At 51.1% G+C, this 17673-nt stretch carries 14 protein-coding genes; 7 read left to right on the top strand and 7 right to left on the bottom strand.

Going from position 1 to position 17673, the window contains the following annotated elements; genetic code table 11:
- The 6 genes from AAFJ72_RS03105 to AAFJ72_RS03080 all read left to right on the top strand — a co-directional run bounded on the left by AAFJ72_RS03105 (position 1) and on the right by AAFJ72_RS03080 (position 7718).
- Positions 1 to 2394, top strand: coding sequence for a LamG-like jellyroll fold domain-containing protein (locus tag AAFJ72_RS03105; protein WP_432776005.1), 2394 nt, complete (start codon positions 1 to 3; stop codon positions 2392 to 2394).
- Positions 2394 to 4922, top strand: a complete 2529-nt coding sequence (locus AAFJ72_RS03100) for a hypothetical protein (RefSeq protein ID WP_432776004.1) — start codon at positions 2394 to 2396, stop codon at positions 4920 to 4922. Before AAFJ72_RS03105 ends, AAFJ72_RS03100 begins: the two co-directional genes overlap by 1 nt.
- 111 nt (positions 4923 to 5033) lie before the next feature.
- Positions 5034 to 5387 carry a hypothetical protein gene (locus AAFJ72_RS03095; protein WP_432776003.1) on the top strand — a complete coding sequence of 118 codons (354 nt, stop codon included), beginning with the start codon at positions 5034 to 5036 and terminating at the stop codon, positions 5385 to 5387.
- 197 nt (positions 5388 to 5584) lie between these two features.
- On the top strand, positions 5585 to 5875 hold the full coding sequence (locus AAFJ72_RS03090) for a hypothetical protein (RefSeq protein WP_432776002.1): 291 nt from the start codon (positions 5585 to 5587) through the stop codon (positions 5873 to 5875).
- 201 nt (positions 5876 to 6076) lie between these two features.
- Positions 6077 to 6535 (top strand): MerR family transcriptional regulator, encoded by a 459-nt coding sequence (locus tag AAFJ72_RS03085; protein WP_432776001.1) that lies wholly within the window; start codon positions 6077 to 6079, stop codon positions 6533 to 6535.
- A 7-nt stretch (positions 6536 to 6542) separates the two neighbouring features.
- Positions 6543 to 7718 carry an MFS transporter gene (locus tag AAFJ72_RS03080; protein ID WP_122904449.1) on the top strand — a complete coding sequence of 392 codons (1176 nt, stop codon included), beginning with the start codon at positions 6543 to 6545 and terminating at the stop codon, positions 7716 to 7718.
- Between the two features lie 243 nt (positions 7719 to 7961).
- Here AAFJ72_RS03080 and AAFJ72_RS03075 read toward each other — a convergent pair whose 3' ends face one another.
- From AAFJ72_RS03075 to AAFJ72_RS03045, 7 genes are all read right to left on the bottom strand, one after another.
- The gene (locus AAFJ72_RS03075) at positions 7962 to 9440 is read right to left on the bottom strand and encodes a PLP-dependent aminotransferase family protein (RefSeq protein WP_432776000.1); all 1479 of its coding nucleotides are present in this window, start codon (positions 9438 to 9440) and stop codon (positions 7962 to 7964) included.
- A gap of 270 nt (positions 9441 to 9710) precedes the next feature.
- A complete protein-coding gene (locus AAFJ72_RS03070; RefSeq protein ID WP_122904451.1) occupies positions 9711 to 10418 on the bottom strand; it encodes an ABC transporter ATP-binding protein in 708 nt (235 codons plus the stop codon).
- Positions 10419 to 10432: 14 nt separating this feature from the next.
- Entirely contained in the window at positions 10433 to 11209 is a 777-nt protein-coding gene (locus AAFJ72_RS03065) for an ABC transporter ATP-binding protein (RefSeq protein WP_432775999.1), read from the bottom strand.
- A 21-nt stretch (positions 11210 to 11230) separates the two neighbouring features.
- Positions 11231 to 12514 carry a branched-chain amino acid ABC transporter permease gene (locus tag AAFJ72_RS03060; protein WP_122904453.1) on the bottom strand — a complete coding sequence of 428 codons (1284 nt, stop codon included), beginning with the start codon at positions 12512 to 12514 and terminating at the stop codon, positions 11231 to 11233.
- Between the two features lie 9 nt (positions 12515 to 12523).
- Positions 12524 to 13474 carry a branched-chain amino acid ABC transporter permease gene (locus AAFJ72_RS03055; RefSeq protein ID WP_432775998.1) on the bottom strand — a complete coding sequence of 317 codons (951 nt, stop codon included), beginning with the start codon at positions 13472 to 13474 and terminating at the stop codon, positions 12524 to 12526.
- A 153-nt stretch (positions 13475 to 13627) separates the two neighbouring features.
- Positions 13628 to 14869 carry a branched-chain amino acid ABC transporter substrate-binding protein gene (locus AAFJ72_RS03050; RefSeq protein WP_122904455.1) on the bottom strand — a complete coding sequence of 414 codons (1242 nt, stop codon included), beginning with the start codon at positions 14867 to 14869 and terminating at the stop codon, positions 13628 to 13630.
- A 315-nt stretch (positions 14870 to 15184) separates the two neighbouring features.
- Positions 15185 to 16939 carry an adenine deaminase C-terminal domain-containing protein gene (locus tag AAFJ72_RS03045; RefSeq protein WP_432775997.1) on the bottom strand — a complete coding sequence of 585 codons (1755 nt, stop codon included), beginning with the start codon at positions 16937 to 16939 and terminating at the stop codon, positions 15185 to 15187.
- 190 nt (positions 16940 to 17129) lie between these two features.
- Between AAFJ72_RS03045 and AAFJ72_RS03040 the strand changes: the two genes are divergently transcribed.
- Positions 17130 to 17666, top strand: a complete 537-nt coding sequence (locus AAFJ72_RS03040; RefSeq protein ID WP_432775996.1) for a YgaP family membrane protein — start codon at positions 17130 to 17132, stop codon at positions 17664 to 17666.
- Positions 17667 to 17673 lie beyond the last annotated feature (7 nt).

Genomic DNA, 17673 nt, shown 5'->3' with positions numbered 1-17673 from the left:
ATGGCTACGATTGGTCAACTTTTAACAGCGCCAGAAGCAGGATGGAAAAGATATGACGATACCGATCCTTCGTTCAAATATATAGGAACATATGCAATAGTTTCAAATAATGATAGATTTAAAGGTTCATCTAGGTATAGTTTGAATAAAGCAGCCCGTATTAAGTTCGATTTTATAGGTACGAAATTACGTATTGTGCATACTTTAGGGGATGATCGGGCAAATACTGTCGTAAAAATAGACGGAGTTGCTGAAGTTTATAATGCTAAATCGGAAACAATTTTAGGTGGTCAGTATTTAGTTTACGAAAAAACAGGTCTTACCCGCAGCAGGCATACTGTGGAGATTTATCATTCGAATGATGCAGTTGAAGGAGTTAATCCTCTCGTATTTGACGCCATTGACATTGATGATACAGGTCGTATTCTCCATCCTGATGAGGTTACGGATATAAGAAGCTTGGCAATTAATAAGAGAATTCGCTGCCATTATACCGCATCGTCTAACATGTTTGGTATATTTAGCGGACTGGGGAAAGAAACTTCACATTTTATACCTCTTACATCCTCTACCACTCCGAATGGAGATTTCTACTTTATCTGTGTTGATAAAGACTACTTAGGGCGTTTAATACTGGTTTCAGACAGAAACATCCAAAGCGGTATTTCTTGGGATGCATTGAACACTGCTGGCGTTGCTAGTGGAAGTGGTAAACCTTTGGGGTATAATCCAACGTCTTCGCTAGTTGCATGGTACACGTTCGATGCCAACGCCTCTACATTGACTAATAACGTAGATGGTACCAATGGTACGATTATTGGAACTACAGTTGTTGATGGGTTTAAAGGAAAAGCAAGGCAATTCAATGGAGTCAGTGATTACATTGTTGTGCCAGGACAAAAGGTTATCCCTGCTGGTAAGAAAAGTATTCGATTCAAGATCAAAGTGCCACGCAAACCATCAGATTACGGAATGATACTGGGAAACGGTTTTTCTACATCAGAACATGGGACAAGGGTGCAAGTTAACGCTAATGGCGACATTAATGTGGTTATGACTTACGGAACATCTAGTAACTCCTTTTCACTTACTGCTACAGGTTACGATGTCTGCGATGGACAATGGCACGATGTGTTCATTACATGGGATGGAACGACAAGCGCTGATTCTTACAAGATTTATATAGACGATATGACTGTACCTAAAAAAACTGGAAATCCTACATTCACGCAAACAGTTAATGGATCCAGAAATTTCACTATCGGTCGCCGTGCAGATGCTAACGATAGATTCTTTTTTGGAGTAATTGATGAAATAGAAATCTACAATGATGTAGTCGATCCATTGAATACTAGCCCATATCTCGACGGTTATGTCATCTCCCTCCGTCTTCCTACGGGCGGTATCGATAATACAGACACAGACAATGAATGGGACAAGTACATTGTCAACAGCACCCTCAATGGAACCATTACAGCAGGAGATGATACCGTCTGGAATTGGAGTGGTCTCTATACACTTTGTTCCACTACTTCTGGAGCATCCGGTCAGAGAACAATTCGGGGAAACTCCTCGGTAGCTGCTTTCTCTACTACTGCCACCTCACAAGGGGTTTCGTTCCGACCGGTTCTAGTCATCGAAGACTTACATCTTAAAAAATATCTCATAATGGATGGCACTGACATAAAAACATATATACAAGGTGTCTGGGAAACTATCGGCATTGCCCCTCCCACAAACGAAATGTTTAATGAAAAAGGCATGACAGACCTCTCCGCTTGCACCCCATACCTGATGGATTTGACAAATAAGTCCGCGCTCAAAATTCTCATCTCAAACCCCCAGCGACAGAAACTGACCTCCGTCAAGCTTACAGGTGTTCCAACACCAAGGATTGTGAAAATGAATGAGGACATGAGCTTCGCTCACACAGCGAAGATTCACTCTCTGAAATTATCTGGCCTTCCTGAAGGCGAAGTAAGAGTAGCGGTAAGCACTGACAGCGGAAAAATATGGAAAATAAAGACAGAAGATGGAGCGTGGACGGCGCTTGCGGTCGATGATCTAAGTGAATGGAAAGAAAAAGGCATGCGGCTGAGTGATTTCAACAACATTCGTGACTGGGATGAAATGATCGGCGCTGCTAAAAAACTGCGTCTTGTGTTCTATCTCGAACAATCCTACGCAACTGATGAAGCTGGTCTGCACTCTCTTATCATGGAGGCAGACTTGACAGGCTCCTGGGACATGGCCCTCCCTGGAGTAGAGTACAAATATGGATATAGCGGCAATACGAACCTGCGAGTTCTTTTACTTTCTGATGGCGACTATAAAATAAACATTTGCTCTGGAGGAAGCAGCCTTATTACCGAAGTAGATGGAGGCGTCTTCTAATGACTATCCCAATCAGATTCAAGCGAGGCCCAAAAGCAAATCTTCCCTCTTCCGCACCAGCGGGAGAGCCTCTTTTTACTCTGGATACGCATGAACTATTCATCGGCACAGGAGACAGCGTAGTACCCATCGCCGGCGTGGACCCGGCATTAACGGAGCGGATTGATGAGCTGGAGCTTCACAGAAGCACTGTGAGTAACACCTATTCTGAGGATTTTCATAGCCTGGAACATGTTGATTCCGAAAAGACGAGCGCAGGTGTTATTGGCGGACGAGTAATGCCTACAGTTACTCCCACCTTTACAGAGGACTTTAGCAACCTCAACTATTTTGACCAGGTAAACTCGCTGGGCGTGACCATAGATACAGCCCGCGGTTTGCTCAAAAACTCAGCCGGAACCAGAAACGGCATTTTCTGGGCCAAACAAATCACCATACCATCAACCGACAAAATCACCGTAAATGCTGTCGTCAATGAGCCAAGTACCTACGGCTTTTCCGAAGGAGCTCGCTTCTCTTATGCAGGGAGCATTTTTTCCCAACCCATGGGCTTTGCTGACCGAACGAATCGTACTTGGAAAGTGGCATTGGTGAATGGAGCCGGAATTTATGCAAAAGTAACCAACCCGGATGGCAGCCTGTCTTTTGAAGGAATCGTCCTGCCCTTTACGGGAGAAGCGCATACGATGCCGTTTCAGTCTATAGATTACGCAGTGGACCATAATAACCGTGTCTGGTTTGGAATCTCGCTTGCAACATCAGTAAGAGGTATGGTAGGAGCTGTCAACAGCGACGGAAGTACGTTCATGAATTGGTATAATATTTACTCCGGTTCATATACTACTACCGCCATTACGCTTACTGTAGATAAACAGAATCGAATTTGGGTCTTCCATTCCGTGTATACCTACACACGCCTGCATGTCTTTAACGGGGACGGCACGCTGTGCAAAGACCTGACCAATATTCTTACCAGTGGTACAACCACTTATTTGCAAGCTGTATTTGATCCTCTCAGAGATCAAGTCGTACTAGCGATACGAAACAATTGGGATGTTCACATTGTATTATTTGACAGTTCGTTTAATGTAATTCGAACAGAAATTATAACCAGGGGAGCGGGGTATAACACCCCCATCGCCCTCTCCTATGACCCAGTTCTCGACAAGTACATTTTTGTACAAGTACTGACTACCAATATGACAGGCACTTCTCCAGTTAAAATCAGCAGCCTTGATCCCGAAACATTGAATGGTACTGAGAATATCGTTGATCTCAATACAAACTGGGTATCCCGACTGGTAGCTGACGGTTCGCTGTATCACTTCGTCTATTCCTCAGGCATAGAGTTGAACAAGTATTATCTCACTACGTTTCAAGCTTCTGATCTGTCGCTTGTCGATACTTCTGTCGTGGTTTCAACCCAAACTGGCAAACACTACCCATTCAAGGACAGCAACGGAGTCCTGCGCTCACTGGCATTGACCAACAGATATGATGCAAAACAAGCCGTTGACGAATACACCTTCAGTGCGACTAAAGCCACAGTGAAAATCGAAGTGACAAATAATAACGGACTAGACTGGGTTCCCTGCCTCCCAGGGAAAGAAGTAACATTCCCCACTCCGTCGACTTCCCTGATTTTACGTGCCAGGTTGGACTCTCCCACGGCCACTCTGTCGCCAGAGCTCTATGGATACCAAGTGATTACAGGCTCCCTGACTGGAGAGTTACAGCAGGAGTTTGTCAGTACCAAGCTTCCATCCGTATCTCCCATCGCTCACGCTTCTCTGACAGTTGACCAGACGTTGCACGATGGAACGATAGACTGGTATTTATCCAATAATGGAGGGGCTACTTGGGAGCCTGCCACTCTCGGTGAGAAGCATACCTTCCAGAATCCGCTGTTTGCAGATTTACGAGTAAAAGCCGTCATTACAACACCAGCAGGCGCGGTGAAAACCCCTGCCATTTCTGGCTATACCATTACCAGTTCCAATCTGTTCCTTAACCCTGTCCTCTCTGACCCAACTATGCCGCAGCGATTGATTGATCTGGAAGTCAATCTGTTGAAAACCAATTTTAAGCTCTCAACCTACATGAGTGCATGGAAATACAATTACAAAAATGTTGTCATCGACACATTTACTGACTTCTCGGGAATTGACCTTCAAAAATCCTCCAATACCTTAACAATTGTAAATGGCTCCGTAACGTTTTCAGAGAGACAGCTTGATGCGCTTGAAGAAAATGAGTCCCATCTGCTCGACTCCGAAAAATATCATGTTGTCTCTCTGCCGGAAAAGCTGTCTACAGTGCCGACTCGTTTCTTAATGGAAGCAGAGTATACGGCCAACGCAGGCTCTGTATCATTTGAGGTTTCCAGAGATAATGGTGTCCACTTCACAGCCGTAACTCCCGGAGAAGAACTCAACCTGGCCGGATTGCCTGAGGGAACTGACCTGGTCTTGCGCGCCACATTGACAAATAATGCGGAGTTGCATGCGTGGGGTTACATGTGGCTGTGACGCTACTGTTCTAATCAGGCCTCTCACTAAAAAAGCGTTAACCCTGTGAGAAATCGAGCACAATTGTCTATTCTATGTACAGAGCTCATAACAGAAAGCAGGTGAACACAAATGTTCCAAGCACTAATCAACTCCTCCACTTTCCCAGCGATAATTACCAGTGCGCTGACGGCAATTGTTACCTACCTTGTTGCTCGTCACACCAACAAAAAAGAGTTGATAATTGCTGACAGACAACAAATTTCCCAGGAAAATCAGCAAATTCGTCAGGAGCTCCGGCAAGAAATGGACAAGCTCCGCGAAGAACTCCATGTATGGCGCAATCGTTGCATGGAGCTGGAAACGATCGTTCAGGAGTGGCGAGAAAAATATACAACCCTTGTCTTAGAAAGGCAGCAACTTGAATACCGTGTCAAAGAACTGGAGACGGAATTGAAAACGTACATGCTTGGGAGAACTGTGTAAATACTGCCGAGCCAGCCACATCTCCCAGGAAAGTTCACAACATCGGCCATGATAGCGACATTACCTTCCTTGGGGCGAAATCTCCCCCCATTACCTAATCCCCTCTCCTAACGCCAGCGGCTGGATGTTTGCCTCCAGCCATGAGCGCTCCCTTTTCCCTCGAAACATTCCCCGCATATTCAAAGGAGGAACAACTTTTGATTGACCAGTTTGTGCATCATGCAACTCTGCTTGCCTTTATGGCTATCTTGGTCGAAGCCGTAACAGAAATCACGAAAAACGCATTTCCCTCCCTAAAAGACCGCGCCACATACATCCTCTCTATTTTCATCGGCATCGCTTTATCCCTCGCCTTTCAAATCAACCCGTTTGGTCTTGCGGGTAACGGTTACTATGTCTCGGCTGTACTGGCTGGCCTTCTTACCAGTCGGGGAGCCAACTACCTCAACAGCTTGGTGAAAAAGCTTGCTACAACCTCGCAACGATAATCCCCCTTTCCTCCCGCTCAAGGACGCCTGTTACCAGACAGGCGTCTTTTCGCATGCGTCTCTCGCATAAGACTTTCAAACAATCACAACCTAACAGAAATATTTCACATTGCCAAACTATAACGTTTACGTTAAGGTTATAGTTATGAAAAAAACGACTCGTAAAATCAGCTACTATCAAATCAGAAAGGAACCGACGCGATGTACCGAATCGACGAAGTTGCGCAAAAAACGAATTTGACCAAGCGGGCGCTGCGCTATTACGAAGAACTGGGCTTGGTGTCTCCGTCCGGCAGGACCAAGGGGGGCTACCGGATGTACACGGACGAGGATGTCGAGCAGATTCTCCGCGTCAAAGACATCCGCGACTTGCTCGGCGCTTCGCTGGCCGAGATCAAGGAAATGATGGAGTTGGGACGCAAATACGAGGAGCAGCGCGAGTTTTACCACCAGCACTACATGGGACGCGAGCTTGAGGGCGAGGAATTGTTGAGACGAATTGAGACGTTGAAAACACTGGAAGAGACGCTCGGCACCCAGCGAGACATTTTGCTCGGGAAAATGACCAGAATGCAAGAGTTGCTGCAATCATACGAGGAAAAGCTGGAACGCATCGTCACAAAACGAATGGAATTGGAAAAAATAGCACCAAGGGGGTAACACATCTATGTCTTCTGACGCGCATTCATTACGCTCGATTTTACAGCAGCCAAAATCGGCTTACGCGGTAGCGTTTGCCTGTGTCGTGGCCTTTATGGGAATCGGGCTTGTCGACCCGATTTTGCCCGCGATTGCCGCGAAGCTGCAGGCGACACCGAGCCAGGTGTCTCTGCTGTTTACCAGCTACATGCTGATGACCGGAGTGACCATGCTCATTACCGGATGGCTGTCCAGCCGCATCGGTCCGAAACGAACCATGCTGTTCGGCTTGCTCGCTATTATCGTCTTTGCTTTTTTGGGCGGGATGGCCAACTCCGTCAACGGAATCGTCTGGTTCCGCGCCGGCTGGGGGATTGGCAATGCGTTCTTTATTTCGACGGCTTTGGCCGTCATCGTCAGCGTCGCGAGCGGCGGTACTGCCTCGGCGATTGTTCTGTACGAAGCAGCGATCGGGCTGGGAATGTCAGTCGGTCCGCTTCTCGGCGGCTTGCTCGGGGGGATTAGCTGGCGCGGTCCGTTTTTCGGCGTTTCCCTCTTGATGGCGATTGCTTTTCTCGCTGTCTTTGTTCTATTAAATGAAGTACCGAAGCCGAAAAAACGCACCTCTCTGCTCGATCCGTTCCGCGCCCTGCGCTTTCCCGGTCTTTTTACGATGGCGGTAACGGCGCTGCTTTACAACTTCGGCTTCTTCACCCTGCTCGCCTATTCGCCGTTTGTCCTGCACATGGATGAGCACAGCCTGGGACTGGTCTTCTTTTTCTGGGGCGTCCTGCTCGCGATTACGTCCGTGATCGTCGCGCCCAAGCTGACCGATCGCTTCGGCTCCGTCCCTACCTTGTACGTCATGCTGCTCTTGCTTGCCGTTGATCTAGCATACATGGGCTTCGCCGTCTCCTCGCAGACGGGATTGGTCGTCGCGATTGCTGTCGCCGGAGCGATTTTGGGGATTATCAATACAATTTTGACCACGGTCGTCATGGATGTCGCTCCGGTCGAGCGCGCTGTAGCCTCATCCGCGTACAGCTTCGTCCGCTTTGTCGGCGGGGCGATTGCGCCCTGGCTGGCAGGCAAACTCGCAGAATGGTATTCGTCCCAGGTACCGTTCTACGTCGGTGCACTCGTCGTACTGGTCAGTATTATGGCGCTGTCTCTCGGGCGCCGTCATTTGGCAAGCGTCCATTAAAACCAAGAAAGGGAAAGGCACCTGTACGCTGCGCACTTATGCACAGGGTCAGGTGCCCTTCCCTTTTTCCTGTCTTTCGCCAACCAGGTGCGCCCGCTCTTCCCCGCTCTTCGCTGGCCGATACGCCTTGTTGGTGGGTCTTCCCAGCGTGTGCGAGAATGCCGCGAACCGTCACCGCCTTGTGCAAGCTGCCGCGGCCTGTGCGAAAATGCCGCGAACCGCCACCGTCTTGCGCAAGCCGCCTCAGCGCTTCCGCAGATACGGCCCCCACACCTTTTGCAAAAGCCGGATGCCCGCGTCCATCTCTTCCGTCGTCAATCCGCCAAAGCCAAACTGGAAGGCAGGAAGTCCTTTGTACTGCGGTATCATCCATTTGTGCGAGGTGGGGTAGACACGCACTCCCGCCGCAGCCGCTATTTGGGCAAGCTCCAAAGCCGTACGGTTGCTGCTCACCTCGACCGTCACTGACAGGCCGGCATCCTGCCCTTTCAGCAAAATGTAAGGCCCGAGCTGCTCCTGCAAAATGTGCAGCATCGCGTCGTGTTTTTTGCGGTAGAGCGTGCGCATCTTGCGAATATGGCGCTCCCAGTCGCCGTTTTTCATGAACAAAGCCAGTGTCTCCTGGTGAATCCGCGATGCCGACTGCTCGTAATCCGCCATCTGCTCCCGGTATATGGCCAGCAACTCCTGCGGCAGTACCATGTAGCTGATGCGAATGGACGGCAGCAGCGCCTTGGAGAATGTCCCAAGGTAAATGACCCGTCCGTGTGTATCCAGCCCCTGGAGAGAAGGAATCGGTCGGCCGTGATAGCGAAACTCTCCGTCGTAGTCATCCTCGATAATATAGCCGCCTGTCTGGTTCGCCCATTGCAGCAGCTTCAACCGCTTTCCATACGGCATGACGATCCCCGAAGGGTCCTGATGAGAAGGGGTAATGTACACATATCTCGCCCCGCTTTTACCGAGCGCTTCAACGTCGATCCCGTCCTCCTCCAGCCGGATCGGACATATGTCAAAGCCAAGGCGAGCAAACACAAAACGAACCCCGTTGTAGCCAGGCTCCTCCATGGCGACAGCCTGTCCGCGCGGGCCGAACAAAAAGCCGAGCAAGCTAATCATGATTTGCGTACCCGCACCGATCACAATCTGCTCTGGCGTCGCCTGCACCCCGCGAGCGCGGCTCAAGTAGCGGGCAAGCTCCTCCCGCAAAAGCGGCTCCCCCTGCCTGTCGCCGTAATGCAGCACGTTGCGGTTCTCTTTTTGCATGCACTGGTTGGTATATTTGCGCCAGCGCTCATAAGGGAAGTGCTCCGCATCTACCCGAGCCTGGTGAAAGTCGTAGCGAATCGGGACGGGGTGCCCGTCTGGCTGTTCCGCAGCCTTTTGCCTGCATCCGCTTGCGACAGCCGAAGCGCCAACAGCACCCGTGGTCTGGGCTGGCTTTTTTCCCAAACGCTCCCCCAGCGGGCCGTCCCACTCCACATCTACGACATAAAAGCCGCTGCGCTCCCGGCTCTCAATGTACCCTTCTGCCAAAAGCTGGTGATAGGCGCACTCCACGGTTGTTTTGCTGACCTGCAAAAATCCGCTCAAGGCCCGTACAGATGGCAGCCGCGTCCCCGAAGACAGCTTGCCCGCCTGGATTTCTGCGCGAAAATACCGATAGAGCTGCAAATACAACGCTTCTTTGCCCTCAATCAGATGGGGACTGACGTCTAGCATATTCTGTTTTCTCCTCTCCTGCCAACTGACCTGCCTCCCTTTTTTCAATCTGCACATGTTCACGAAGGGCAAGTCGGTCTATGCTTGTTTATATCAGAAAATTTGTACATTTTAAACCAATTTGGCACATTTCTCTGCACGCAGACGCAACCAGCGCTTCTCCACGTCCAGTGGTCACGCTTTGATACGCTGCTTTTGGAAAAGAAAGGCCGACGGAGAATATTCTCCATCGGCCCCCGGCTTATCCGATTGTCTGTAGCAGGTCGCTTGTTACGCAAGATACGCTTCCCGAACCTGTGGATTTGCCAGCAGAGTCTGGGCGTCGTCCTTCAAGATGATTTCTCCTGTCTGGATCACATACCCGCGATGAGCTACAGAGAGGGCCTGGTTCGCGTTTTGCTCTACCAACAGGATCGTCATACCTTCCTTGTTCAGTTCTGTGACGATGTCAAAAATTTGTTCGACGAGGATCGGAGCCAAGCCCATTGACGGCTCATCGAGCATGAGAATTTTCGGCTTCATCATCAGTCCACGCGCGATCGCCAGCATTTGCTGCTCACCGCCGGACATCGTGCCGCCTTTTTGGTCGATCCGTTCCTTGAGACGCGGGAAGTAGGTAAAAGCACGTTCGATTCCTTCCTCGATCATCTTTTTATCCGATACGCCGAAGGCTCCCATTTCCAGATTTTCGCGTACAGTCAGCTTTGGAAAAATCCGGCGGCCTTCCGGCACATGGGCGATTCCCGCACTGGCAATATCGTGGGTACGCATCTGGGTGATATCCTTGCCGTTGAAGATCACTTTGCCTTCCCTGGCGCGAGTTTGGCCGCAGATCGTTTTCAGGGTGGTCGATTTTCCCGCCCCGTTGGAACCGATCAAGGTGACAACCTCGCCCTGGTTGACGGTAATGCTCAATCCCTTCAATGCGTGGATACCGCCGTAATAGGTATGAACGTTATTCAGCTCTAGCAATGCCATCGTTTTTCCTCCTTCTACGACACTTCCGACGCACTTTTTCCGAGGTAGGCTTCGATTACGTTCGGGTTGTTACGGATTTGCTCCGGCGTGCCCTCCGCAATTTTCCGGCCGTAGTCCAGTACGTGAATGTATTCGCTGAGTCCCATGACCAGCTTCATGTCATGCTCGATCAGGATAATCGTCAGGTCAAGCTCGCGTTTCAGCTTGCGGATAAAATCAGTCATCTCGACTGTCTCGCGCGGGTTCATCCCTGCCGCAGGCTCGTCGAGCAAAATGATCTGCGGATTCGTCGCCATCGCCCGCGCGATTTCCAGCCGACGCTGCAATCCGTATGGCAGGCTGCCAGCCGCTTCGTTGGCAATATGCTCAATGCCTACGTACTCCAGAAGCTGATACGCTTCTACGCGAGCCTTTTCTTCTTCCATCCGTACACGCTTGGTGTTGAACAAAATGCCGAGCAGCCCGGCTGACAAGCGGCTGTGAACGCCGACCATCACGTTTTCCAGCGCCGTCATTTCTTTGAACAGCCGGATATTTTGGAACGTCCGGGTAATCCCGCGGCTTGCGATCTGATCGGGACGCAGCCCTTTGATGCTTTTGCCGTCCAGGAGAATTTCTCCCTCATCCGGCTCGTAAAATCCGGTAATCATGTTGAAAAAGGTCGTTTTTCCGGCCCCGTTCGGACCGATAACAGCGGTAATGCTTCCTTTTTCTATGGAAATCGAGACATCCTGGTTGGCTACCAGTCCGCCAAAGCGCTTCGTCAAATTTTTTGCTTCCAACAATGCCATGCCTTTTTCCCTCCTCGTCCGCTATGACTGCTTGCCAGAAGCCAATTGGGACAGCTTGCCGAGAATTCCCAGCTTTTGCTTGCTGAATTCGCTCTCTTTGATCGCGTCGAGATCGCTCTTTTTCCGTTTGGCCGGAATCAGTCCGTTCGGACGATACAAGGCTACGAGAATCAGCATGATCCCGAAAACGAGCCGCTGGAACTTGGACGGGTCCAACTGGTTCGGCAGGTTGATAATTCCGGATTGCTGCAGGCTGTGCAGGAAGTTGGAGAACTCTTTCAGGAGCTGCACCTGCAAAATGGTAACAAAAGCTGCTCCAAGCACGACGCCCGGAATGCTTCCGCTGCCGCCGAGAATGACCATGACCAGAATCCCGATCGATTCCATCAGCGTAAAGGAAGTCGGATCGATAAAGGTCTGCTTGGCTGCGAAAATCACTCCGACCACACCTGCGAAGGAAGCGCCTGTCGCAAACGCAGCCAGCTTCGCATTCAACAGCGAGATCCCCATGGACTGCGCCGCCAGTTCATCCTCGCGCACCGCGATCCAGGCACGACCCAGACGGGAATGCTCAAAGCGGATATTCGCCAGGACGATAAAGGCGATCACGAACAGAACGATGAAGTAGAAGAAAAACGGCGTCCCCATCTTGATGCCGAACAGCTCCGGCGACGGAATGGGGGTAATCCCTTGCGGACCGTTTGTAATGTTGATGGGTTTGTCCAGGTTATTAAAAATAATCCGAATAATCTCACCAAAACCGAGCGTAACAATGGCGAGGTAGTCCCCTTTTACCCGCAACACCGGCAGACCGAGCAATATCCCGAAAATCGCTGCCACGATCAGGCCGACGATGAGGAACGGCCAGAACCATTCACCAGAGAGCGGGAACAGGTTCCCTGCGATAAACTCATTCGCTTGCGAGGTCGAGAAGATCGCGTAAGCATACGCACCGGCAGCGAAGAAGGCGACGTATCCCAAGTCAAGCAGACCCGCGAAACCGACTACGATGTTCAGTCCGAGCGCCATCGCCACGTAGATGCCTACCTGTGAAGCAACCTCCATGTAGTAGCGGTTTTCACCGGCAACGAGCGGAATGATGACGAGCAGGACGGCAGCCCCGATAACCAATTTGATCGTCTTGGACGTATTCGTGTAATAGACGAGCACAATCGAGGAGAGAATGCCGAGAAACGCGATAACGGATTTGTCCATGAAGTGCAACGCAGCCGCAAAGACGGCAATCCAAACCAACGTGAGCGCGAGCGGAATTCCTTTGAACGTTTTCCAGGCCAGATTTGCCATTGGTTTCACCTACACTTTCTCTTTCACAGCTTCGCCAAACAGCCCTTCCGGCTTGAAGAGAAGCACGAGGATTAGAATGCTGAACGCAAACACATCTTTGTACTCGGCACCGAATGCGCCGTTGGTCAGTGGCCCCATGAATGCACCGGAAAGCGATTCCAAAAGGCCGAGAAGCACGCCGCCCACCATTGCTCCGCGCAGGTTGCCGATCCCGCCGAGAACGGCTGCGGTAAATGCCTTCAAACCGAGAATAAAGCCGATATAAGGGTCGATTGTCCCGTAGTTTTGCGCAAACAGCACGCCTGTCGCTCCACCAAGGCTGGAACCGATCAAGAACGTAAGCATGATTACTTTGTCCACATTTATGGTCATCAGCGAAGCCGTGCTCTGATCCTGCGCTACGGCACGCATGGCGATTCCCCATTTTGTCTTGTTAACAAACAGCGTCAGCGCAATCATCATCACAACGGCGATCACAATGACGATCAAGCCCTTGGTTGGAATCGAAGCGAAACTGCCTAAAGAAATCGAACCAGTAAAAAGAGTGGGACTGTTCAGATAAAATTCGTTACGAGCCAGCGCTTCCGTAAAACGAACAAGGTCTTGCAGCAAGAAGGATACACCGATGGCAGAAATCAGTGGCACGAGACGCGGCGCTCCACGCAGCGGCCGATAGGCAATCCGCTCGATTCCCACTCCGAGCGCACCTGTAAGCACCATGGCAATTATCAGTGTCAAGAATAGTGCGACAAAAGGATTCATGCCTTCCAGAGCACCCAGGGAGTCAGAGATCAGCAATACCTCTGTACCGACAAATGCCCCGACCATGAAAATTTCCCCATGAGCAAAGTTGATGAATTCCAAAATACCGTAAACCATTGTGTAGCCCAGGGCCACAACCGCATACATGAATCCAAGTGTCAATCCGTCAACCAACACCTGAGGCAAAATGTTGAGCATGCCTTCCCATCCCTCACTTCTCAATAAACTTGTAAAAATTTTCTGCATTCATCCCTATGACTGGACGTGAGTTTCAGTAGAAAGGGGCGAACACAAGCGTGCCGCCCCGGACTGTATGAGGCAGGAAAGAGTGTACGGTGATGTTGGCTGTGATTACTCGGCCTTGCCTACAAAAGTGGACTTGTCCTTGTCATACTTGTAAATGAATACATCTGCGTTTACGTTGTCACCTTTTTCATCAAAGGTAACTTTTGTAAATTGCCCTTGGAAATCTTTTGTTTTGTGAACTGCTTCGAGTACTTGCTCACGCGTTGGTTTTTTGCCACCGTTTGCTTTGATTGCTTCCATGACGCCGTTGAGGATGACGTTCATGGAGTCGAAACCGTAGACGGAATAGGTTTCAAGAGGCTTGTTGGTCGCTTTCTTGTACTCTTCAGCCCACTTCTTGCCCTCTTCGGTTTGTGTCACGTCACCTGCCACTGATGTAAACACAACTCCTTCGACAGCATCGCCGGCTATTTTAATCATATCAGAAGAGTCCAAGCCGTCGCCACCCATAAAATATCCTTTGTAACCTTTTTCACGGGCTTGCTTGACGAGAATTCCACCTTCTGGATAAAGCCCTCCGAAAAAGATGATGTCAGGGTTCTTGGCCGTTACCTGGTTCAGTACGGCACTGTAATCTTTTTCACCTTGCGTGATCCCTTCGTAACCGAGGATTTGCACGCCGTCTTTTTCAAACTGCAGTTTGACCTGGTCGCTCAAACCTTGGCCGTACGCTGTCTTATCATGAATAATAAAAGCTGTTTTCACGCCGAGCGTGTTTTTCGCGTACATGGCCGCTTTTGGTCCTTGAGCGTCGTCACGGGCACAAATCCGGTGTACGGTTTTCTTGCCTTCTTCCGTAAGCTTGACCGCCGTATTGGCAGGAGACACCATGACCAGATTGCCTTCCTCGTATTTCACGGACGATGGAATCGCTACACCGGAGTTCAGATGGCCAACGACCCCGTACACATCAGGGTTGGAAATGAGCATTTCCGCGTTGGATACGCCGATTTTCGGGTCCGCCTGGTCGTCCTGCGGGAAGAGCTGGATGTCGAAGCCGAGCTTTTTGAACTCTTCTTTGCGAAGGTTCAGTGCGTATTCGGCTCCTGTCTTGATCGCGTCTCCAAGAGAGGACTGGTTCCCGGAGAGGGGAGTTTGGGTTGCGATTTTAATGACACCACCGTCTGTTGCTCCGCCGCCAGAAGCGCTGGACTGGTCGGTCGACTGCTGACCACCTCCACTTGTGTTAGATCCACCTGATGAATTGCTGGTTCCCGCGCAACCAGTGAGTGCCACACTCGTCGCCAATACCGCAGATAAAATACTGATGTGAGAGAGTTTTTTCATGCGGAATTGAATCCCCCTTTAATTATTCTTTATTTTTGTCCTCGCCAGACGATCTACCCTACCTACCAGGCTGCGACGATGCGATCACTCATTTTGTTCGGACAGAAGAATAGATGTGGCTTGGTTATTTTTTATTGTAAAATAAATCTGATAATTTACAAGAGGTAAAATATTTTTTACGATCATATATCTAATCCTTACATACTCGTGATTTCATTCCGGTCTATTGAAATCAAATAATTATATCTTTACTTTAACAAAGCAAAGCGTTAATGTTACCCATCAAATTTACCCTATCAAAAAAGCGCTCCCTTGTTACAGAGGGAGCGCCGGAACCAGGATTTGTCCCGTTTTTACGTCTACGATTCCATCCGCAGTAAGCCGCGCATATGGCAGGTGGGTGGCGGTGAAAAACAACAGCGAGTAGAGCGGATCGAGATGCACGTGTCCTTTTTCCCGCAGCCTGGCCGTCAAATTTTCCGCCATGGCAATCACTTCCTCCATGGGGGCCGGGGAAAATTTTCCCGCAAGCGGCAACGGGCACTCGCAGGCAATCCGCTCCTTGTCGATCAGCACGACACCGCCTCCGATTTCCCTGACCCGCGCAAGCGCTGCCGCCATCGCCTGCGGATCGCGCCCGATGACCAGCCAGTCCCCGGATGCCGTGTAGGAGCTGGCCAGGCCCTCGATATGCTCGCCATAGCCGCGCAGTACCGCTGCTGTGCGCCTTTTCCCGGAGGGATCGACGCTGACGATCAGGGCCAACTGCGGATCGTGCGCCAGGGAGACGAAGCCGCTCTCGTCTACAGGCAGTTTTTCCAGCGTCATACGGGTAATGACGGCGTTTTGCATGTTCAGCACAGGAGCCATCCCCTCTGTATCCGGGCGCAGCGTGAACCATTCGGCTTGCGTTCTTTCCTGCAGGGAATCGACGGGCGAAAACGAGTAGTCCGCCCAGCGCGGCTCGATTGTTGGCACGAGCAGCCTGCCTGCTTTTGCGGCCTTTTGTCCGTTGGCAAAAACCACGAGCGGCGCAGGCTCGTCCCTGGCTTGCAAAAGCAGCATATCTGCGATTCTGCCGGGCGCGATACTGCCCAACTCGGCGTCAACCCCGTAGTAGACAGCCGGATTCAGCGTCGCCATCACATAAGCTTCCTCCGGCGGCATGCCCGCTTCAATCGCGACGCGAATCGTCCCGTCCATGAAGCCGTTTCGGTGCATGGGCGGGGTGCTGCCATCCGACGTCAGCATCATCCGGGGCGACCACGGCAGCCCGAGCGCGAGCCATCCTCGCACCAGCTCCGGCAAATCAGGGCGAATCGAGGAATGGCGAAGGGTGGCGTACATACCAAGCCTGAGCCGCTGGAGCAAATCCTCCGCCGTAATTCCTTCGTGACAGGCAGTAATTCCCGCCGCTCCTGCGATGTTCAACGTTTCGTACGAGGCTCCGGGATGATGGCCCTCCATTCTTTTCCCCAGATCGCGCGCGTGCTTCAAACCAAACAACAGGGTCTCGTCCTCCTGCAGCACGCCGGACCAGTTCGTCAGCTCCCCGCCCTGGACGACGAGAGGATGCTCCAGCATGCGGGCCAGACCCTCTTTTGTGAATTGCGGATGCTCTTTGCCCGTTTGCGGATCGAGCCTCGCCCAGAAAAACTGTTTGACCGGATGGGCGGACAAAGACTCCATCAGCGCTGCCACTTGCCCAGGCGGCAAACTCATCAGCATCAAGGTGTCGGACACGAGCGTAGTCGTCCCCCGCTCCAGCGCGAAGTCCGCCAGTGTGAACGGATTGTACCATTGGAAAGGATGGGCGTGCGGCTCGATGTATCCGGGCACCGCATACTTTCCATTCGCTTCGACGATCACCGTATGCTCGTCCGTGAGCGGCTCTTTTTCCCCCACATAGGCAATCCGCTCGCCTGCCACGACGACATGGTGCTCCTGCCATTCTTTTGTAAACACGTTCAGGACGCTGGCCCCCTTGATCCACAGGCTGGCTGGCAGCTGTCTTTTGCTCACACGGAGCAGATTCCGGTACGCTTCCTCTGATAAAGCTCGAACTCGCATGCTTTTTCTCTCCTCTCGCTGTCCATTGTCGTCCGCCTCAACTGAACGGTCGCTCATTTCACTTAACTGCTTCGCCGCCCGCAAAGACTTCCCCTGCTTGCCGCGACACTTCGTCCTGCAATTTCCACGGGTTGTCCTTTTGCCTTTGTCACAGACTATGCGTAAAAGACGCGACAGGAGGCCTATACAAATGCAAAGAAACGTTGGAACCACGGATGCGATCATCCGCATAACCGGGGGGCTTTTGGGACTGGCTTACGGGATAGGCAAAATGAGCCGTCGCCCGCACAATGCCCCCTGGCTGCTGATGGCTTTTTCCGCGATGAAGGTTGCGGAAGGCGCCACCCGTTTTTGCCCGATGTACAAAGCGCTGGGCATCAACACGATCAAGGCAAAAGGCATGTCGGGCATGATGGACCAAATGAAGCAAAAAGGGATTCAAACCGTCATGAACCAGGTGACGGGCGCAATCAGCGGTTCTTCCGCCAAAGGCAAGGAGCACAACAAACAGGAGTCAAGCGCTATGAATACAGCCGCCGCAGACACACAAACTGCCAAGTCACAGGCTGCTTCTGCAAACACGAATACCGCGACGCAGCAAAACAAACCGGAAAAAGGCAAGCTGTCTGCCGAAGACCAGTTGATCGAACAAGCTGCCCGCGAGTTCATTTCCTACCGCTCCCAGGAAAAGGACGACAGCAGTACACACTACCCTACTTACTCGTAGAAAAGAG

It is taken from the genome of Brevibacillus gelatini, from assembly GCF_050920745.1.
Lineage (GTDB): Bacteria > Bacillota > Bacilli > Brevibacillales > Brevibacillaceae > Brevibacillus > Brevibacillus gelatini.
The sequence above is the reverse complement of the archived record's forward strand: the minus strand, read 5'-3'. Positions and strand labels throughout refer to the sequence as shown.